General features: G+C 71.5%; 22 protein-coding genes. 9 read left to right on the top strand and 13 right to left on the bottom strand.

Annotation, left to right across the window (positions count from 1 at the left end; all coding sequences use genetic code 11):
- Nucleotides 1-62: 62 nt before the first annotated feature.
- The 3 genes from rlmB to ACZ6R6_RS24760 form a co-directional block, all read right to left on the bottom strand.
- A complete protein-coding gene (gene rlmB / locus ACZ6R6_RS24770) occupies nucleotides 63-1,031 on the bottom strand; it encodes a 23S rRNA (guanosine(2251)-2'-O)-methyltransferase RlmB (RefSeq protein ID WP_470097013.1) in 969 nt (322 codons plus the stop codon).
- A 23-nt stretch (nucleotides 1,032-1,054) separates the two neighbouring features.
- The gene (gene cysS / locus ACZ6R6_RS24765) at nucleotides 1,055-2,452 is read right to left on the bottom strand and encodes a cysteine--tRNA ligase (RefSeq protein WP_470097011.1); all 1,398 of its coding nucleotides are present in this window, start codon (nucleotides 2,450-2,452) and stop codon (nucleotides 1,055-1,057) included.
- A 188-nt stretch (nucleotides 2,453-2,640) separates the two neighbouring features.
- Complete coding sequence (locus tag ACZ6R6_RS24760) at nucleotides 2,641-3,030, bottom strand: PPOX class F420-dependent oxidoreductase (RefSeq protein WP_470097009.1); 390 nt, start codon at nucleotides 3,028-3,030, stop codon at nucleotides 2,641-2,643.
- A gap of 68 nt (nucleotides 3,031-3,098) precedes the next feature.
- Here ACZ6R6_RS24760 and ACZ6R6_RS24755 point away from each other — a divergent pair, with 68 nt between their 5' ends.
- A complete protein-coding gene (locus ACZ6R6_RS24755; RefSeq protein ID WP_470097007.1) occupies nucleotides 3,099-4,454 on the top strand; it encodes a DUF2637 domain-containing protein in 1,356 nt (451 codons plus the stop codon).
- Between the two features lie 826 nt (nucleotides 4,455-5,280).
- Here the strand turns inward: ACZ6R6_RS24755 and ACZ6R6_RS24750 are convergent.
- The 4 genes from ACZ6R6_RS24750 to ACZ6R6_RS24735 form a co-directional block, all read right to left on the bottom strand.
- Nucleotides 5,281-5,547 carry a GlsB/YeaQ/YmgE family stress response membrane protein gene (locus ACZ6R6_RS24750; protein WP_189792333.1) on the bottom strand — a complete coding sequence of 89 codons (267 nt, stop codon included), beginning with the start codon at nucleotides 5,545-5,547 and terminating at the stop codon, nucleotides 5,281-5,283.
- 97 nt (nucleotides 5,548-5,644) lie between these two features.
- Complete coding sequence (locus ACZ6R6_RS24745) at nucleotides 5,645-5,911, bottom strand: GlsB/YeaQ/YmgE family stress response membrane protein (RefSeq protein WP_306859822.1); 267 nt, start codon at nucleotides 5,909-5,911, stop codon at nucleotides 5,645-5,647.
- A 167-nt stretch (nucleotides 5,912-6,078) separates the two neighbouring features.
- Entirely contained in the window at nucleotides 6,079-6,558 is a 480-nt protein-coding gene (ispF, locus tag ACZ6R6_RS24740) for a 2-C-methyl-D-erythritol 2,4-cyclodiphosphate synthase (protein WP_470097004.1), read from the bottom strand.
- A gap of 17 nt (nucleotides 6,559-6,575) precedes the next feature.
- A complete protein-coding gene (locus tag ACZ6R6_RS24735) occupies nucleotides 6,576-7,058 on the bottom strand; it encodes a CarD family transcriptional regulator (RefSeq protein WP_012887713.1) in 483 nt (160 codons plus the stop codon).
- 261 nt (nucleotides 7,059-7,319) lie between these two features.
- Here ACZ6R6_RS24735 and ACZ6R6_RS24730 point away from each other — a divergent pair, with 261 nt between their 5' ends.
- Nucleotides 7,320-7,901: a copper chaperone PCu(A)C domain-containing protein gene (locus ACZ6R6_RS24730; protein WP_470097002.1), complete on the top strand. Its 582-nt coding sequence runs from the start codon at nucleotides 7,320-7,322 to the stop codon at nucleotides 7,899-7,901.
- A gap of 183 nt (nucleotides 7,902-8,084) precedes the next feature.
- Here the strand turns inward: ACZ6R6_RS24730 and ACZ6R6_RS24725 are convergent, their stop codons facing one another.
- Entirely contained in the window at nucleotides 8,085-8,765 is a 681-nt protein-coding gene (locus tag ACZ6R6_RS24725; RefSeq protein WP_470097000.1) for a response regulator, read from the bottom strand.
- Nucleotides 8,766-8,770: 5 nt separating this feature from the next.
- Complete coding sequence (locus ACZ6R6_RS24720; RefSeq protein WP_470097203.1) at nucleotides 8,771-9,952, bottom strand: sensor histidine kinase; 1,182 nt, start codon at nucleotides 9,950-9,952, stop codon at nucleotides 8,771-8,773.
- Nucleotides 9,953-10,110: 158 nt separating this feature from the next.
- Here ACZ6R6_RS24720 and phoU point away from each other — a divergent pair, with 158 nt between their 5' ends.
- Nucleotides 10,111-10,770: a phosphate signaling complex protein PhoU gene (gene phoU, locus ACZ6R6_RS24715; protein WP_470096998.1), complete on the top strand. Its 660-nt coding sequence runs from the start codon at nucleotides 10,111-10,113 to the stop codon at nucleotides 10,768-10,770.
- Nucleotides 10,771-11,012: 242 nt separating this feature from the next.
- On the opposite strand, the gene ACZ6R6_RS24710 is transcribed toward phoU, so the two are convergent.
- The 3 genes from ACZ6R6_RS24710 to mshA form a co-directional block, all read right to left on the bottom strand.
- A complete protein-coding gene (locus ACZ6R6_RS24710; protein ID WP_306859836.1) occupies nucleotides 11,013-11,756 on the bottom strand; it encodes a phosphoglyceromutase in 744 nt (247 codons plus the stop codon).
- 25 nt (nucleotides 11,757-11,781) lie between these two features.
- Nucleotides 11,782-12,261, bottom strand: coding sequence for a type III secretion system chaperone family protein (locus ACZ6R6_RS24705; RefSeq protein WP_470096995.1), 480 nt, complete (start codon nucleotides 12,259-12,261; stop codon nucleotides 11,782-11,784).
- A 70-nt stretch (nucleotides 12,262-12,331) separates the two neighbouring features.
- Nucleotides 12,332-13,615 carry a D-inositol-3-phosphate glycosyltransferase gene (mshA, locus tag ACZ6R6_RS24700; protein WP_470096993.1) on the bottom strand — a complete coding sequence of 428 codons (1,284 nt, stop codon included), beginning with the start codon at nucleotides 13,613-13,615 and terminating at the stop codon, nucleotides 12,332-12,334.
- A gap of 99 nt (nucleotides 13,616-13,714) precedes the next feature.
- On the opposite strand from mshA, the gene ACZ6R6_RS24695 reads away from it, so the two are divergent.
- The 3 genes from ACZ6R6_RS24695 to ACZ6R6_RS24685 are packed head-to-tail and all read left to right on the top strand — an operon-like array spanning nucleotide 13,715 to nucleotide 15,793.
- Nucleotides 13,715-14,452: an SDR family oxidoreductase gene (locus ACZ6R6_RS24695; RefSeq protein WP_306859842.1), complete on the top strand. Its 738-nt coding sequence runs from the start codon at nucleotides 13,715-13,717 to the stop codon at nucleotides 14,450-14,452.
- 2 nt (nucleotides 14,453-14,454) lie between these two features.
- Entirely contained in the window at nucleotides 14,455-15,264 is an 810-nt protein-coding gene (locus tag ACZ6R6_RS24690; RefSeq protein WP_470096991.1) for a class I SAM-dependent methyltransferase, read from the top strand.
- 10 nt (nucleotides 15,265-15,274) lie between these two features.
- Nucleotides 15,275-15,793: a GNAT family N-acetyltransferase gene (locus ACZ6R6_RS24685; protein WP_470096989.1), complete on the top strand. Its 519-nt coding sequence runs from the start codon at nucleotides 15,275-15,277 to the stop codon at nucleotides 15,791-15,793.
- A gap of 75 nt (nucleotides 15,794-15,868) precedes the next feature.
- Here the strand turns inward: ACZ6R6_RS24685 and ACZ6R6_RS24680 are convergent, their stop codons facing one another.
- Nucleotides 15,869-16,375, bottom strand: a complete 507-nt coding sequence (locus ACZ6R6_RS24680; RefSeq protein WP_470096987.1) for an O-acetyl-ADP-ribose deacetylase — start codon at nucleotides 16,373-16,375, stop codon at nucleotides 15,869-15,871.
- 130 nt (nucleotides 16,376-16,505) lie between these two features.
- Between ACZ6R6_RS24680 and ACZ6R6_RS24675 the strand changes: the two genes are divergently transcribed.
- From ACZ6R6_RS24675 to ACZ6R6_RS24665, 3 genes are all read left to right on the top strand, one after another.
- Complete coding sequence (locus tag ACZ6R6_RS24675; RefSeq protein ID WP_451927670.1) at nucleotides 16,506-16,862, top strand: BlaI/MecI/CopY family transcriptional regulator; 357 nt, start codon at nucleotides 16,506-16,508, stop codon at nucleotides 16,860-16,862.
- Nucleotides 16,859-17,785: a M56 family metallopeptidase gene (locus tag ACZ6R6_RS24670; RefSeq protein ID WP_470096985.1), complete on the top strand. Its 927-nt coding sequence runs from the start codon at nucleotides 16,859-16,861 to the stop codon at nucleotides 17,783-17,785. The genes ACZ6R6_RS24675 and ACZ6R6_RS24670 overlap by 4 nt, the downstream gene beginning before the upstream one ends.
- A 70-nt stretch (nucleotides 17,786-17,855) precedes the next feature.
- The gene (locus tag ACZ6R6_RS24665; protein ID WP_470096983.1) at nucleotides 17,856-18,383 is read left to right on the top strand and encodes a helix-turn-helix domain-containing protein; all 528 of its coding nucleotides are present in this window, start codon (nucleotides 17,856-17,858) and stop codon (nucleotides 18,381-18,383) included.
- Nucleotide 18,384 lies beyond the last annotated feature (1 nt).

The following is an 18,384-nucleotide window of genomic DNA, read 5'->3' as shown; positions in this document are numbered from 1 at the left end:
GCGGACGTCACCCTCGCATCCGTCATGCTCGGGCTCCGCCACATCGAATTGTCGGACAGGCCTTAGCGACGGCGGTGGCGGGCCACTTCGTAGAGGGCGACACCGGCGGCGACGCCCGCGTTCAGGGACTCGGCCGCGGCGTTCATGGGGATGCGGACGACCAGGTCGCAGGACTCACGGACCAGGCGGGACAGGCCCTTGCCCTCCGAGCCCACGACGACGACCAGCGGGCCGTCGAGGAGGTTGGCGTCGCCGATGTCGACCGTGCCCTCGCCGTCGAGGCCGATCACGAACAGGCCGGCCTCGCGGTATTCGCGCAGGGTCGCGGTCAGGTTGGCCGCGCGGGCGACCGCCATGTTGGCCAGCGTGCCCGCGGAGGTCTTCCAGGCGCCGCCCGTCACCCCGGCCGAACGGCGGGAGGGGACGACCAGCCCGTGGGCGCCGAAGGCGGTGGCGGAGCGGGCGATGGCACCGAGGTTGCGCGGGTCGGTGACGCCGTCGAGGGCCACGATCAGCGGCACCTCGGCGGCGTCCTGGGCGATGCCGACCAGGTCCTCGGGGTGGGCGTATTCGTAGGGGGGGATCTGCAGGGCCAGCCCCTGGTGGATCGCCCCCTCGGTCAGGCGGTCGAGCTTCTCCCTGCCGACCTCCAGCATCGCGATGCCGCGGTCGGCGGCGATCCGGACGGACTCCTTGACCCGGTCGTCGTTGTCGATGCGCAGGGCGACGTAGAGCGTGCTCGCCGGCACCCCGGCCCGCAGCGCCTCGACGACGGGGTTGCGGCCCCCGATGTATTCGGGGGCGTCCTCGCTCCGCTTGCCGCGGACCGGGGTGCGCGGGGAGGAGGGCCGGCCGCCCCGCTCCTCGCGCTCGATCCGCTCGGTGCGCGCCTTGTCCTTGTGCCAGTGCCGCATGTGCGCCGGCGGGGTCGCCCCCTTGCCTTCCAGGCCACGGCGGACGTTGCCGCCCGTGCCCTTGGTCGGACTCTTCTTCTTCGCGGGTCGCCCGGACCCTCTACCCCCACCAGCCATGCTGTCTAGGGTACGGCCTGCTTTTACCGCGAAAGCTCCCAGCGAGGACCCTGGGGGGTGTCCTCCACGAGGATCCCGGCTCCGGCGAGCCGGTCGCGGATGCTGTCGGCCGCGGCGAAGTCCTTGCGGCTGCGGGCCGCCTGACGCTGCTCCAGGGCCACGCTGACCAGCGCGTCCACCGTCGAGCGCAGGCCCGCGTCCCCGCCCGAGGAGCGCCACTGCTCCGAGCGCGGGTCCAGCCCGAGCACGTCGAGCATGTTCTGCGTCTCGGCCAGCAACCTGGCGACCTGTTCCTTGTTGCCCTGCGCCAGCGCGACGTTGCCCTCGCGGACCACCTCGTGCACCACGGCGAGCGCCTGCGGGGTGCCCAGGTCGTCGTCGAGCGCGTCCACGAACGCCTGGGGCAGCGGCGCGTGCGCGTCGACGTCGTGGATGACCTCGGCCGCACGGGTGACGAAGCCCTCGATGCGCTGGTAGGCCGCGGCGGCCTCGGCCAGCGCCTCCTCGGAGTAGTCGATGGACGAGCGGTAGTGGGGGGCCGCGAGGTAGTAGCGGAGCTCGACCGGGCGGACCTTCTTGGTCACCTCGGGGATCAGCAGGGAGTTGCCGAGCGACTTGCTCATCTTCTCCGCGCCGATCTTGAGCATGCCGTTGTGCATCCAGTAGCGGGCGAAGCCGTCACCGGCGGCCTGCGACTGGGTCAGCTCGTTCTCGTGGTGCGGGAAGATCAGGTCGACGCCGCCGCCGTGGATGTCGAAGGTCCCCCCGAGGTATTTCGTCGCCATGGCGGAGCATTCGAGGTGCCAGCCGGGACGGCCACGGCCCCACGGGGTCGGCCAGGTCGGCTCGCCGGGCTTCTCGCCCTTCCACAGCGCGAAGTCACGCGGGTCCCGCTTGCACGTGTCGGTGTCGGTGTCACCGGCGGCCCGCAGGTTCTCGAGCCGCTGGTTGGACAGCGAGCCGTAGCGGTCGGCGTAGGACATCACGTCGAAGTAGACGTCGCCCTCGGCGGCGTAGGCGTGGCCGGCGGCGATCAGCCGCTCCATCAGCTCGATCATCTCGGGCACGTGGCCGGTGGCCCTCGGCTCGACGGTCGGCGGCAGGCAGCCGAGCACCTCGTAGGCCCAGGTGAAGGCGCGCTGGTTACGCTCGGCGACGACGAACCAGGGCACGCCCTCGTCCGCCGCGACTCTGATGATCTTGTCGTCGATGTCGGTGACGTTCCGGCAGAAGGTCACCTCGTAGCCCGAACGGGTCATCCAGCGGCGCAGCACGTCGAAGTTGACGCCGGAGCGGATGTGCCCGATATGCGGGGGAGCCTGCACGGTCGCGCCACACAGGTAGATCGACGCCCGGCCGGGCTCGACCGGGACGAATTCGCGGACCGTACGTACGCTGGTGTCGTATAGGTGCAGGCTCACGAAGGAAAGGCTAACGCCTTACCTCACCTCATAAGCCGGGTTACGAGACGTTGAAGTTGCCCAGGGGTGTCTTTTGTAGTCATTAACGGCGAATGCCACCCCGGCCTCATGACGGATCAGGCCCCGGCGTCTCGACGGCTCACCCCTGGTCCCTTGACGGATCGGCCGCGTCCGGCGCCCGCGACGGATCATCCGCGCAGGTAGACCCGCTCGGGTATGACGCGCACGATCAGCCGCTCGGCTCCCGGGTGCGCCTCCGCCCAGGACTTGCCGGTGTATTTGTGCGACAGCTCGTCGATGAGCCCGCCGGTGGGGTCCTCGGTCACCGTGACCTTGCCGCGCACCTCCGCGTAACGGTAGGGGTTGGCGTGGTCGACGACCACGATCGTGGTCCGCGGGTCACGCGCGAAATTGCGGTCCTTGCGCCGCCCCCTGACCGTGGAGAACACGATGTCGTCACCATCGGTCTTCACCCAGACCACGCTCGCCTGCGGGCTGCCGTCGGCGTTCAGGCTCGTCACGGTGGCGAAGTTCGCCCCGTCGAAAAGCGTGCGCACATCAGCGGACAGTTCTGGCATGTCTCTCCCCAATCCCAACTTGGCTCCATCGATCATGCCAGGTGCCGATTCTGTAGGCTCGAAGCGCCATGGACGTCAAATCCCCCGCGGCGGCAGGCTCGGTCTCCCGCCCGTCCCCCACCCCGTCCCAGCCCGCCGAGCCGAGCCGGGCCGCCGTGGCCCTGCGCCGCGCCGGGATCGCCGTCGCCGGAGTCGGCGTGGCCGGGCTCACCGCCGCCGCGTGCGTGCTCTCCTTCCAGGACCTGCGCGCCCTCGCCCTCGCCGGCGAGGCCGACCCGCGCTTCGACTACCTCTATCCGGCGGCCTTCGACGCGCTGCTCGCCATCGCGATGATCGGGGTGCTGCTGCTGCGGGGCGGGCGGTGGCTGGTCCGCCTGCAGGCGGGGGTGGTCCTGACGCTGCTGTTCGCCGCCGCGGCCGCCGCCGAGGTGACCACGGCCGTACGGGCCACGGTGGACGCCCGGCAGGCGGCCGTGGTGGTGGCCGTCGCCCCATGGGTGATGCTGCTCCTGGCCCTGTGGCTCTGGCTCCTGCTGATCAAGCACGCCGCCGCCCGGCGGACCGCCGCCGACGCGGCGTCGGCGGGCCACGGCCGTGACATCGTGCCGTTCCCGGAGGCGGACCTGCCGACCGCGGAATACCCGGCCCAGCCGGACCGGTCCGCCCGGACGCGGCCCGCACCGCCGGCCCAGCCGGACCAGTCCGCCCAACCCGCCCGCCCGGTCCAGCCCGGTCAGCATCCCTCGGCCGAGGTCGCGCTCGACCCGCAGGCCGCCCCTCCGCTGGAGTCCGTCCCGCACCACGACCTCCCGCCCACCGAGCCGGTGGTCGGCCCCACCCCCGCGCCGGAGACCCCCGAGGTCGACGAGCTTGCGGAGGCCCCCGGCGTCCCCGCCCCGGCTCCCGGACCCGCCAAGCCCATGCGCTGGGGCGATCTGGTCCGGCCACGCCAGGGAGATCTGCTCGTCCACCCGCCCCGCCCCGCCGTACCGGAGCAGCCCGAGCCCGAGAGCCGGGTCAGCGAGCGGGTGGAGACCTGGGACGCGGGTGTGGAGCCCGCGCGGGAGCCGGAGGCCGAGGTCGGCGACCTCGACGCCGATACCCAGCCGATCCGCGCGATACCCGGAGAGCGGTCCCCTTCCCGATCCTCCGCCCAGTCCTCTGACCCGGACCCGGACCCGGACCCGGACCCAGACCCGGATCCCGCGCACGGCACCGAGGCCGCCGACCATGAGGAGGGCGCCGCGGCGACGGCCGACGTGCCCGGTCCGCACGACGAGGACGACACGGAGACGGCGGCCGGGCACGGAGCAGACGGGAAGAACGAGAAGGACGAGAAGGACGAGAAAGGCGGGAAGGGCGGGGACGCGGCCGCGCCGCCCTCCGGGCGGATGCGCAGCACGCCCACGCCACCGGAGGAGTGAAAACCTGCCCCGACCGTGCTCCACGCCCATGCCACCGGAAGAGTGGGGGCCTGATCCCGGCGGCCCGCACCACCCCCTGACCCCGACGGGGACCAGGCGGGCGCGGGGGTGTCTCGGAGTGCCCGTGGACCGGTACGGCAGGGCGTCTCGGAGTGCCCGCCGGCCGTACGGCAGGGCCTCAGCGGGATACCCGCCGGCCGGTACGGCAGGGCGTCTCGGGATGCCCGCCGGCCGTACGGCAGGGCCTCAGCGGGATACCCGCCGGCCGTACGGCAGGGCCTCAGCGTGGTGTCCGCCGGCCGGTACGGCGGGGCGTCAACGTTGGGCGGTGCGGGGGTGCCGGCCGTGGGGGGGGGGGGGGGGGGGGGGGGGGGGGGGGGGGGGGGGGCCCCCCCCCCCCCCCCCCCCCCACGGCCGGAGACGGCCCGGACAGGGCCACTCCCCGGGATCTCCCGCCGCCCTGCCCGGAGACCGGGTCCGAGGCCGGGCGTCATCGTCGCGGGTGGAGCCGGCCGTGTCCCGGCCGGCGTTCTCCGCCCGGTGCTGGACCGGCCCGCAGCTATTCGCTCACACATCGGTGAGCGGCGCCCCGCTGCGGACCGGCGCTCTGCTCACCTCCGGGCCCGTGCCGGGATCGGCCGGCAGCCGGACCGGCATGTCTCCCGGGCCGACCTGGAACGGCCGGGACCCGCTCGGCATGTCTGACGGGACCGAGCGGGCCTTGCTGGAGGACGGGGACGTCGTGGGCGTCACCGCGTCCGCCTCCGGACCGGAGGGCGTTCAGTTGGGACCTCGGTGAGGTCGTCGGGATGGTTCACCCCGCTGTCTATACCCTGGACCGCTTCAGCCCGGCGACCAGGCCGACACCGACGATCGCCAGGACGACCTGCATGACGAGCTCGATCCAGTCGATGCCGTTGGTGGTCGCGACGCCGAGGACCTGGGCGATCGCGGTACCGATGAGAGCGGCGACGATGCCGACGACGATGGTCAGGATCCATCCGATCGCCTGCCTACCGGGAAGCAGGAGACGACCGATTGCGCCGATGACGGCGCCGATGACGATGGCCCCGAGGATGGACTCGATAGTCATATCAACCTCCCAGTGAAGTGAGGTGAGCCCTTCACTCTCACAAGAAGGTGGCTACCCCCTAGGTCAGGGATATTCCTGGAGACGGCAAAATTTCGGCTCAGCGTGCCTTGCCGGCGCGCATCTGGACGACGAGCAGCACGCCGAGCACCGCCAGCGCGAGCTGGATGATGTGCTCCCACCAGTCGATCCCCCGCGTGTTGGCGATGCCGAGCAGGGCGGCGATGAGCGTGCCGACGAGCGCGGCGACGATTCCGACGACGAGCGTCACCCCTATCGAGAGGTTCTGCCGGCCCGGAATGATAAGACGTGCCAGTGCTCCGACGATGGCCCCGATGACGATCGCGGAAATAATCGATCCAATCATGCCTTGCTCCCCCGGTGACGAGACATGGTCAATAGGGAGCTACCCAGGGCATTCACAGATCATTCGATAAAAAAGGGGTGGCCCGTACCGCGCCAGTAAACGGGCCACCACCTGAATGTGTCGACGAGCATTCCACGCCGCCCGCCGGAACGCTTTCGCGTTCCGTATTAGATGACGCCTGAACCCGGCCGCAGGTTCACCACAATCGCGGTCGCCATGGCCGCCACGCCCTCGCCACGCCCGGTGAGCCCCAGGCCGTCGGTCGTGGTGGCGCTGACGCTCACCGGGGCGCCCACGGCCGCGCTGAGGGCCTTCTCGGCCTCCGTACGGCGGGGCGCCAGCTTCGGCCGGTTCCCGATCACCTGGACGGCCACGTTGCCGATCTCGAAACCGGCGGCGCGGACCTTCCGGGCGGTCTCCTCCAGCAGGGCGGTGCCGGAGGCCCCTGCCCATCGGGGATCGGAGGTGCCGAACAGGCCGCCGAGATCGCCGAGACCCGCCGCCGACAGCAGCGCGTCACAGGCGGCGTGGGCGGCGGCGTCGCCGTCGGAGTGACCGGCGAGGCCCGTCTCGCCGGGCCAGTGCAGGCCCGCGAGATGCAGCTCTCGGCCGGATGCGAACGGGTGGACGTCGACTCCGACGCCCACCCGTGGAAATGTCGTGTTCAGGAGTTGAGAACCTCGTCGAGCAGGGCTTCGGCCTTGTCCTCGTTGGTCTTCTCGGCGAGCGCGAGCTCGCTGACCAGGATCTGCCGGGCCTTGGCCAGCATCCGCTTCTCTCCTGCGGAGAGCCCGCGTTCCTTGTCTCGTCGCCACAGGTCGCGAACGACCTCGGCCACCTTGTTGACGTCACCGGACGCCAGCTTCTCCAGGTTGGCCTTGTAGCGGCGGGACCAGTTCGTGGGCTCTTCGGTGTGAGGCATGCGAAGCACGTCGAAAACGCGCTCAAGGCCTTCTTGGCCGACGACATCGCGAACACCCACGAGTTCGGCGTTGTCAGCCGGCACCTGGACGGTAAGGTCGCCCTTGTCGACCTTGAGAACCAGGTAGGTCCTTTCCTCACCCTTGATGGTCCGGGTCGTGATTGCCTCGATCCGAGCAGCCCCGTGGTGGGGGTAGACGACAGTGTCGCCGACCTGGAAAGTCATGTGACAAGTACCCCTTCCGCTGTACTCAAGAGTACCACGTATCCACAGCCTCCCGGAACAGTGAAATCACCATAACTGCAGGTCAAAGCGGCATTTTAAGGCTTGACAAGCGCTCGCCTGTATGAATCAAGGGTGAGAAAAGCGCCTATGACCTGCGCTCCCCGCCTCCCGACGATCAGGTGGGCCGCCGGAAAACCCGGCAAAGACCACGGATAGGGTTGGCTCTGCCCTACCTCTTGTGTGACAAGGAGAACTCGCACCGTGACCCGCAACAGCCGTCACTGGGCGATCGCCGCCGCCGCGTTCCTCGCAGCCGCCCCGGTCCTGGCCGGCTGTGGGGCCGGATTCGACGCGATTACCAACAAGCCCTACTCCCCGACCGAGGCGCTCACCGTCAAGGTCCAGGGGATCGACATCTCCCAGGCCTTCTTCCTGGGCCCCGACTCCGGCGCGGCACTGCCGGCCGGCGGCACGACGCCGCTCTACCTGTCGGTGGTGAACACCAACCAGGGCCCCGACCGGCTCCTCGGCATCGGCGTCGACCCCGCCCTCGGCACCGCCAAGGTCACCGCGGCGGTCGACCTCCCCGTCGAGCAGCGCGTGAGCGTGGGCAAGCCCGCGCCCACGATCACGATCGAGGGGCTCAAGAAGCCGCTCCGGGGCGGTGAGAGCATCCCGGTGCAGCTGCAGTTCGCCAACGCGGGCCTCATCCCCCTCAACATCCCGGTCATCACCCGCAGCCGTGAGTTCGCCCAGCTCCCGCAGGCTCCGGGCGCCACCGCGGCCCCGACGCCGACGCCGACGCCCTCCGCCACCGAGGAGCACGCCGAGGGCGACCACTGAGCAGCCCGGCACGCCGGGGGCCGGTCCCGAAGGGGGGCCCGCCCGCACGCGCGTGTGAGGGCCTCAGACAAGGCGTGAGGCCCTCGGACAGACAGGAGGGGGGTGTGCGGCCCGCGGGCCGTACACCCCCCTTTTCCATGTCCGGGAGGCCCTCCGTGTCCGGAAGCCCCCCGGCGGAGGCTCTCAGTCCTCGGCGGGGTCGAACTTGTAGCCCAGCCCGCGGACGGTGAGGATGCAGCGCGGGTTGGAAGGGTCGGACTCGACCTTGGCGCGCAGCCGCTTGACGTGCACGTCCAGGGTCTTGGTGTCGCCCACGTAGTCGGCGCCCCAGACCCGGTCGATGAGCTGGCCGCGGGTGAGCACCCGGCCGGCGTTGCGCAGCAGGACCTCCAGCAGCTCGAACTCCTTCAGGGGGAGCTGCACCTGCTGGCCGCGGACCGCGACGATGTGCCGGTCCACGTCCATCCGGACCGGCCCGGCGGCCAGCACGGCCGACTCCACCTCCTCCACGTCCCCCTGACGGCGCAGCACCGCGCGGATGCGGGCCACCAGCTCCCTTGAGGAGAACGGCTTGGTCACGTAGTCGTCGGCGCCGAGCTCCAGCCCGACGACCTTGTCGATCTCGCTGTCCTTCGCGGTGAGCATGATGACGGGGACGTTGGAGCGCTGGCGGAGGGAGCGGCAGACCTCGGTGCCGGGCAGGCCCGGCAGCATCAGGTCGAGCAGCACCAGGTCGGCGCCGTTACGGTCGAAGGTGTCCAACGCCTCGGGGCCGGTGGCCGCGACCGCGACCTCGAAGCCCTCCTTGCGCAGCATGTACGACAGGGCGTCGGAGAACGACTCCTCGTCCTCGACAACAAGCACGCGAGTCACTGCGCGGCCTCCAGGGGGATGGTGGTGGTACCGGGTACGGCTACCGCCATGCCGCCGAATGCGGGCAGGCGGAGAGTGAAGGTGGAGCCCGAGCCTTCCTTGCTCCACACCGTGACCGCGCCGTTGTGGGCGGCGGCGACGTGCTTGACGATGGCCAGGCCGAGGCCCGTGCCGCCGGTGGCGCGCGAGCGGGCGGCGTCGACGCGGAAGAAGCGCTCGAAGATCCGCTCCTGCGCGCTCTCGGGGATGCCGATCCCCTGGTCGCTCACGCTGATCTCGACGGATTCGGTGTGGGCGCCCGCCGCGCGCGCGCTGACCACGACCCGGGTGTGCTCGGGGCTGTAGGCGACCGCGTTGTCGATGAGGTTGCGCAGCGCGGTGACCAGGAGCTCGTCGTCACCCCAGACCTGCAGCCCCTCGGCGCCGCCGGCGACGAGCGTGATGTCCTTGGCCGCCGCCGTGGTGTTGCAGCGGTCGATGGCCTCGTGCACGGCCTCGTCGATCGGGACCGGCCCCGGGGTGGGGATGGGCTCGGCTCCCTGGATCCTGGAGAGCGTGATGAGGTCCTGGACCAGGTAGGTGAGGCGGGCGGCCTCGTGCTGCATGCGCCCGGCGAAGCGGGTGACCGCCTCGGGGTCGTCGGCGGCGTCCTGGATGGTCTCGGCCAGCAGCGACAGCGCGCCCACCGGCGTCTTGAGCTCGTGGCTCACGTTGGCGACGAAGTCGCGGCGGACCGCCTCGACGCGGCGGTGCTCGGTCTGGTCCTCGGCGAGCACGAGCACCTGGCCGTGCGACCCCAGCGGGGCGACCCTGACCGCGAAGTTGGTCGACTCCTGGCCGAACTTGTGCCCGGCCACCTCGATCTCGCTCTCGCGGATCTCGCCGTCCCTGCGCACCTGCCTGGCCAGCGCGAGCAGTTCGGCCGCCATCATGTGGTCACCTCTGACCAGGCCGAACGCCCGCGCGGCCGAACTGGCCCGCAGCACCCGGTCTTCTTTGTCGAGCACGACCGCCGAGGACGGCAGCACGGCCAGCACCGAGGCGACACCCTGGGGCAGCGCACCGGGCTCGACGCCGTCCACCGGCGTCATCACCCGTCGCTGGCCCACGTTATGGCGGACGACCATCACGGCCAGCGCTCCCACGACGAAGCCGGCCAGCGCGGCCAGACTCGCCATCAGCTCACTCACGTGGTCCTCCTGTCGGCTTCACGCCCTTGATGGTAGGCGCGGGTTCAACCGTTCAGGCAGCTCACGAGGGCGCGACCGTCGCCTTTCCCACAAAGTTCACTTTACGGTCGAGGTTCGTTCACTGTCGCGCGCGTACGTTGAGGCTCATGCGCGACGTCTACCACGAAGAACTCGATGCCCTCACAGACCGGCTGGTCGAGATGACCCGTCTGGTGAGGTCGGCGATCTCCCGGGCCACCACCGCCCTGCTCGACTCCGACCTCCAGCTCGCGGAGAGCGTCATCTCCCATGACGAGGAGGTCGACCGGATCTTCGCGGAGATCGAGGCGTCGATCTTCGATCTGATGGCCCGGCAGCAGCCGGTGGCCGTGGACCTCCGGATGATCATCGTGGCCCTGCGGATGGGCACCGACCTGGAGCGGATGGGCGACCTGGCCGAGCACGTCGCCAAGGTCGCCCGGCTGCGCCACCCGGACTCGGCGATCCCCCCGGAGATCCGCTCCACCATCCTGGAGATGGGCCAGATCGCCGAACGCCTGATCACCAAGACGGGCAGCTGCATCGCCTCGCGCGACGTGGAGTCGGCCCTGGAGCTCGAAGGCGACGACGACGCGATGGACAGGCTGCACCGCAGGCTGTTCAAGATCCTGATGGACGAGGACTGGAAGTACGGCGTCGAGCCGGCCATCGACGTGACGCTGATCGGCCGTTACTACGAGCGCTACGCCGACCACGCGGTCCGCGTCGCCCAGGACGTGGTCTACCTGGTGACCGGCTCCCGGACACAGGACCTCGACGCTCTGTGAGCCCCCCGGGGCCGCCTCCCGGAGCCGCGGGGGCCCGCTGAGCCCCGGTGGGAGCCCCCGGGAGACCCGGAAAGCCCCGACCGCTCCTACAGCCCGACCATCCCGAGAAACCGCCCCGAGAACCCCGAGAAGCCCAGAAAAGACAAGAGGAGAAGGGCCCGCCGACCGGCGGGCCCTTCTCCGTCTCTGTCGCGTCTCGCGCCTCTGTCGCCCGCTCCGCGCGGGCCCGCCCGCCGTGCGGCCTACTTGCCCTGGTTGGCCACGGCCTCGATGGCGGCCGCGGCGGCCTCGGGGTCGAGGTACAGGCCGCCCTTGGCGACCGGCCGGAAGTCGTCGTCCAGCTCGTAGCGGAGCGGGATGCCGGTGGGGATGTTGAGAGCGGCGATCTCGTCGTCGCCGATCCCGTCGAGGTGCTTGACCAGCGCCCGCAGGGAGTTGCCGTGCGCGACGACCAGGACGGTCCGGCCCGCCGACAGGTCCGGCACGATCTGGTCGTACCAGTAGGGGAGCATGCGCTCGACGACGTCCTTGAGGCACTCGGTCCTCGGCAGCAGCTCGTTCGGGAGCGACGCGTAGCGCGCGTCGCCGAGCTGCGAGAACTCGTCGTCGTCGGCGATCGGAGGCGGCGGGGTGTCGTAGGAGCGGCGCCAGAGCATGAACTGCTCGTCGCCGAACTCGGCGCGGGTCTGCGCCTTGTCCTTGCCCTGCAGCGCGCCGTAGTGGCGCTCGTTGAGCCGCCACGACCGGGTGACCGGCAGCCAGAGCAGGTCGGCGGCGCCGAGCGCGAGGTTGGCGGTCTGGATGGCCCGGGTCAGCACCGAGGTGTGCACCACGTCGGGCCGCACTCCGGCGTCGAGCAGCAGCTGCCCGCCGCGCCGCGCCTCCTCCTCGCCCTTGGCCGAGAGCCCCGCGTCCACCCATCCGGTGAACAGACCCTTAGCGTTCCACTCGCTCTCACCATGCCGCAGCAGCACCAAAGTCGCCATACGGACAGCTTAGTGGGCGGCCCGTTCAGCGCTCGGGGTCGGCGAACCGGGCGAACGCCTGGAGGTTGGCGAGCGACTCGCCGCGCTTGGCGCGCCACTCCCACTCCCGCCGGATCGAGGAGGCGAAGCCCAGCTCCAGCGCCCGGTCGAAGCCCTCGTCGGAGTAGGTGAGCACGCAGCCGAGCAGCCGGTCGATCTCCTCCTCCGAGATCGCCGCCAGCGGGACGCGGCCGACCAGGTAGACGTCGCCGACCGGGTCGAGGGCGAAGTGCACGCCGTACGTGGAGCCGTTCTTGGTCAGCAGCCAGCGGTAGAACTCGGCGTGGTTCTCGTCGGGCTGGCGGCAGAAGAACGCCTCCACGTGCAGGGCCCGGCTCCCCAGGATCAGCCACGTCATGGTCGCGAGTTTGTGCTGGCCGGGGAGCTTCACCAGGAAGGATCCCGGCCGGGGCTCCTCGTAGGAGACCTCCGCGCCCTTCAGCGCCGCCTCGATCACATCGCGCATGCGCTCAGCCTACGAGGCTCCCCCGGCCGGCGCGCACCGCCCTCCGCGCGCCGGCCCCGGCCGGTGCCCGCTACGAGTTGACCGCGATCGGGGTGTGGTGCAGGTTCGCCATCGCCCCCGCGTACACCTCGGCGAGCCGGGCCGCGGTGGCCGACCAGCCGAAGGCCGCGGCCTGGGCCACCGCCCCCGTCGAGAGCGTGTCGCGCCAGGCCGGACGGTGGACGAACCGGCTGAGCACCCGCGCCCAGTCGTGCGGGTCGTGCCCCTCGACGAGCACCCCGGAGACGCCGTCGCGCACGGCGGTGCGCAGCCCTCCCACGGAGGCGGCGGCGACCGGCGTGCCGCACGCCTGGGACTCCAGGGCGACCAGACCGAACGACTCGTTGTGCGAGGGGACCACCGTCACGTCGGCCGCGCGGTACCAGTCGGCCAGCTCCTGCTGGGGCGCCGGCGGGACGATCCTGACCACGTCGGAGATGCCCAGCGAGGCGGCCACGTCGGTGAGGTAGGAGGGCCGGGCCAGGCCGTTGCCGCTGGGGCCGCCGACACAGACGACGACGAGCCTCGGCCGGAGCGAGGGGTCGTCGATGAGCATCCGGGCCGCGGCGCGCAGCAGCACGTCGGGGGCCTTGAGCGGCTGCACGCGTCCCACGAACAGCAGCACGTGTGCGTCCTGCGGCAGGTCGAGCCGGTGGCGGGCAGCGCCTTTGGACGCGGGCTGGAAGACGCTGAGGTTCACTCCGGGGTTGACGACCTCGACGCGGCCGGGGGCGGCGCCGTACAGGTCGATGAGCTCCTGGGCCTCGGTCGGGGTGTTGGCCACCAGCCGGTCGGCCACCTGGACGACCTGCTCCTCGCCCAGCACGCGGGCGGTCGGCTCGGGCCTGTCGTCCTCGGCGAGCAGGAGGTTCTTCACCTTGGCCATGGTGTGCATGGTGTGCACCAGCGGCACGCCCCAGCGTTCCTTGGCCAGCCAGCCCACCTGGCCGGACAACCAGTAGTGGGAGTGGATCACGTCGTAGCGGCCGGGGTCGTACATGGCCTCGGTGCGCAGCACGCCCGACAGGAAGCCGCAGAGCTGGCCGGGCAGGTCGCCCTTGTCGAGCTCCTCGTACGGCCCGGCGGTCACGTGGCGGACCGACACCCCCGGGGTGATCTCGGCGACCGGCGGAAGGTCACGGGACGTCTGCCGGGTGAAGATCTCGACCTCCACCCCGAGCTGGGCCAGACGTTTGGCCGCCTCCACGATGTAGACGTTCATGCCGCCCGCGTCTCCGGTCCCCGGCTGGTCCAGGGGGGACGTGTGCATGCTGATCGTCGCGACCCGGTTGACCCGCCGTCGCCTCACCGACACCACCTCCGAGGGGGATATAACCACCCAATAGTTCGCAACATTCCCGTCATGTGGACGCGCTGGGATGGACGGCAGGCGGCCCTGGCAGGATTGGGGGCCATGAACAGGACAGCAGTGGTGACGGGCGCCAGCAGCGGGATCGGCGAGGCGACGGCACGCCGCCTCGCCGCGGAGGGGTTCGACGTGGTGGCCGGCGCGCGGCGCCGGGAGCGGCTGGACAAGCTGTCCGCCGAGGTGCCCGGGATCCGCGCGGTGACGCTGGACGTGACCTCGCAGGAGTCGGTCGACGAGCTCGCCGCCTCCCTGGACCGCTGCGACGTGCTGGTCAACAACGCCGGCGGCGCGGTCGGCCTGGAGCCGGTGGCGAGCGGGGACGTGGCCGACTGGCAGATGATGTACGACACCAACGTGCTCGGTTCGCTCCGCGTCACCCAGGCGCTGCTGCCCCGCCTCGTCGAGTCCGGTGACGGCGTGCTGGTGATGCTGACCTCGGTCGCCGGGCTGGTCTCCTACGAGGGCGGCGGCGGCTACAACGCGGCCAAGCACGCCCAGACCTCGATGGCCGAGGTGCTACGGCTGGAGCTGTGCGGCCAGCCGGTCCGGGTGGTCGAGGTCGCCCCCGGCATGGTCCACACCGAGGAGTTCTCCCTCAACCGCTTCCGGGGCGACTCCGCCGCCGCCGACCGCGTCTACCAGGGTGTCCCCGGCCCGCTGTCGGCCGACGACGTGGCCGACGCCATCTCGTGGTGCGTCACCCGCCCCGCCCACGTGAACATCGACCGCCTGGTCATCCGCCCCCGCGCCCAGGCCGCCCAGCACAAGATCCACCGCGTCTGACCGTGCGCAGACCGGTCGGCGAGATCACCCGGGGGACGACGGGCCACAACCGGCTACGGCGGGCCGACCGGTGGATCGCCGCCGTCCACGGCCGCCTCCTGCGCTCGGCGGACCGCCCGCTGGTGGTCGACCTGGGGTACGGGGCCTCGCACACCACGACCCTGGAGCTGTTCCTGCGGCTGCGGAGGGTCTGCCCCTCGGTCGAGGTCGTCGGCATCGAGATCGACCCGGCCAGGGTGGCCGCGGCCAAGCCGTACGAGCGCCCCGGGCTGTCCTTCGCGCTCGGCGGCTTCGAGCTGCCGGTGAGCCGGCCGCCCCTGCTGGTCCGGGCCTTCAACGTGCTCAGACAGTACGGCGAGGCCGAGGCGTGGGACTACTGGGCGATGCTGCGGGGGAGGATCGCCCCGGGCGGGGTGATCGTCGAGGGCACCTGCTCGGAGGTGGGCCACCGCGCGGTCTGGGCCGGGCTCGACGCCTCCGGCCCGCGGACCCTGACCCTCTCCGCCCGGTTCGACGCCTTCGAGCGCCCCTCCGACCTCGCCGACCGCCTGCCCAAGACGCTGATCCACCGCAACGTCCCCGGCGAGCCCGTCCATGCCTTCCTGCGCGACTTCGACCACGCCTGGGCGGTCAACGCCCCCCTGGGGTCCTACGGCTCCCGCCAGCGCTGGATCGCCGCCGTGCGGATGCTCTCCGGGACCTGGCCGGTGGCGGCGCTCCCCCCGCTCGGCGGCCGGTCGCGCTGGCGACTGGGCGAGCTCACTCTCCCCTGGGAGGCCGTCGCCCCCGGCCCTGTCAGCCGGTCCGATTAGGGTCGGTTCCATGCCTGAATTGCGTTTTGTAACTGACCCCGAGCTCACCCCCGAGCTGATCGACGAGCTCGTCGACTGCTGGACCGACGTGAGCAACGCGGGCGGATCCGTCGGCTTCGTCCCCCCGGTCACCGCCGACGACATCCGGGCGACGGCCGAGGCCGCGTTCGCCCGCTGCGGTGACGACGATCACCTGGTGGCCGGGTTCGACGCCGAGGGCCGGGTGGCCTGCTGGCTGGTCCTGGGCGACGCCGGGTCCTGGCTGCGGGCCCACTGGCGCTGGGTGCTGCGCGTGATGGTCCACCCCAAGCACCAGGGCAGGGGCTACGGGTCCCGGCTCATGGAGGCCGCGGACGCCGCCGCCCGCGCCCTGGGCGTCGAGGCGCTACACCTGACCGTCCGCGGCGGCACCGGGACCGAGCGCTTCTACGCGGGGCTGGGATACGTCGAGGCCGGCCGCATCCCCAGGGCCATCCGGCTCGCCCCCGGCGACGACCGCGACGAGATCTACATGGTGAAGTCCCTCTGAGGGGCCTTCTCCCGGAGGCCGGGGCGGGCGCCCTCCGGCGGCGCCGGCCGTACTGACCGCGGAGGTCGGGTGCGGCTAGCCGAGCGCCCGCTCGAAGACGGCGTGGGCCACCGCGTCGAACAGCACGAACCTGACCTCGACGACGCTCGTGGACGCCCGCCGTACGGTGGACAGCGCGATGCGGGCGCCGTCGTCCATCGGCCAGCCGTAGACGCCGGTGGAGATCGCGGGGAAGGCCACGGTCGCGGCGCCCAGCTCGTCGGCGACCCGCAGCGACTCGCGGTAGCACGAGGCGAGCAGCTCCGAGCGGTCCTCGGCGGCCGAGTGGACCGGGCCGACGGTGTGGATCACCCAGCGGGCGGGGAGCCTGCCCGCAGTGGTGGCGACCGCCTGTCCGGTGCGCAGTCCCGCGCCGTAGTGCGACGCCCGCAGCGCCCGGCACTCCTGGAGGATCTCCGGGCCGCCGCGGCGGTGGATGGCCCCGTCCACGCCTCCGCCGCCCAGCAGGGAGGAGTTCGCCGCGTTCACCACGGCGTCGACGGCCTGCTCGGTGATGTCCCCCCGGACCAGTCTGATCTCCATGATGATTCGACCCTACGCGACGGCCGGCCACCTCGTCGGATCCCGCCCCCGCCCGCTCCGCGCCTGCGACCGGCCAGACTCGACAACCCGTAGTACTACCCCTCGTGGTGCGGGAGTTAGGCTTGTTCTCGTGAAGGGTCTCGGCGAGCTTGAACGCAGCATCATGGACATCATCTGGGCACAGCCATCCGCGGTGACCGCGCGCGAGGTCGGGCGTCTGATCGCCGACCGGGATCTCGCGCCCACGACCGTGATGACCGTGCTCGACCGGTTGACCCGCAAGGGGTTCCTGCTACGGACCCGTGACGGGCGCGCCTGGCGGTACGAACCGGCCGAGAGCCGCGACGCATACATCGCTGAGCTTATGCTGGAAGCACTCGACCTGACCGGAGACCGGTCGGCCGCCCTTACCCGATTCGCCCAGGCCGTCTCCGGCAACGAGGCGGAGATCCTGCGCAGAGCCCTGACGGAGCTGGAGGACGAGTGATAACCGCGGCAGCCCTGGCGACACTCGCCCTGGTCTGCGCGGTCGGAGCCTGGCGGTTCACGCGGGCGCGGTGGACTTACCGTGCCCCGCACGTGGCCATCGTCCTGTGGCAGGCGCTCGGCGTCACCTGGGGCCTGGCCGGGACCGGCGCGCTGCTCGCCTACGCCCTGGAGCCCTACGGCCAAGGGGTGCTGCACGGTCTGGCCGCCTTCGCCTCGGCCGCCTTCGACGGCGGGTACGGCCCGCCCGAACCCTACGATCTGCCGAGGATCGTGGCCCTCATCACCGGGCTGACCGCATTCGCCGTGCTCGTCGTGGTGCTCCTGACCGCGGGCGTGCAGACCTTCCGCGCCCGCCACCGCCACCGCACCCTGCTCGCCCTCATCGCCCGCGAGGACCCCGAGGTCCCCGGTGTGCGGGTGCTCGACCACCCGGGCGCCACCGCCTACTGCGTGCCCGGCCTCCGCTCCCAGGTCGTCGTCAGCGCGGGCACCCTGAAGCTGCTCTCCCCCGCCGAGCTGAGCGCGGTGCTCGCCCACGAGGCCGCCCACGTCCGCGAGCGGCACGACCTGGTGCTGCTGCCGTTCGCCGCGCTGCGCCGGGCGCTGCCCTGGTCGAGACTCGTCGCGACCGTGCAGTACGAGGTCAGCCTGCTGGTGGAGATGGCCGCCGACGACGTCGCCCGCCGCTACTGCTCCCCCCGCCGCCTGGCCACCGCCCTGCTCCGCTTCGGTACGGCGGGCGCCGTGCCGACCCCGAACGGGGCGCTGGGCGCGGCGAGCTCGTCGGCGGCGGTGATGGCCCGGGTCGAGCGCCTCGTCACCCCGGGTCCCTGCCTGTCACGCGGGGTCCGCTACAGCATCGTCGCCTTCTCCGTCACCCTCACGGTCTCGGCCCCGCTGCTCTGGCTGGTCCCGCACTGACCCCACCCAGTGCTTGCAACCGTTAGCCGCTGCGTTTGCAATTGCAAGCACTGTCGGGCAGACTGGAGGCATGGCACTACCCAAGGTCGGCTCGATCGGCGAATACATCCGCGAGCAGCGCACGCAGGCGAAGATCTCCCTGCGCCAGCTCGCCGCCGCGGCTGGGGTCTCCAACCCCTACCTCAGCCAGATCGAGCGGGGGTTGCGCAAGCCCAGCGCGGAGATCCTGAACCAGATCGCCAAGGGCCTGCACATCTCCTCGCAGGCGCTCTACGTCCAGGCCGGTCTCATCGAAGACCGTGAGCCGGACAGCGACGTGCTGACCGCGATCAGGGCCGACCATCTCATCACCGAGCGTCAGCGCCAGGTGCTCATCGACATCTACGAGTCGTTCCGCAAGGAGAACCGGGCCGGGACCCCGGACGGAGACGCGCAGACCTCCCAGAAAACGCGTTCCGCACCGGAGCCCCATGGGGGCGACGCCGACTCCTCGCCGAACGGCGAGACGCCACTGCCCGAGGAATATCTCGCCGCGCTCAAGCCCTATGCGGCGCCTTCGGACAGCAGCCACGTCACACCGGAAACCAAGGAAGGTTAAC

The organism is Streptosporangium sp. NPDC048886, assembly GCF_055586905.1.
The sequence above is the reverse complement of the archived record's forward strand: the minus strand, read 5'-3'. Positions and strand labels throughout refer to the sequence as shown.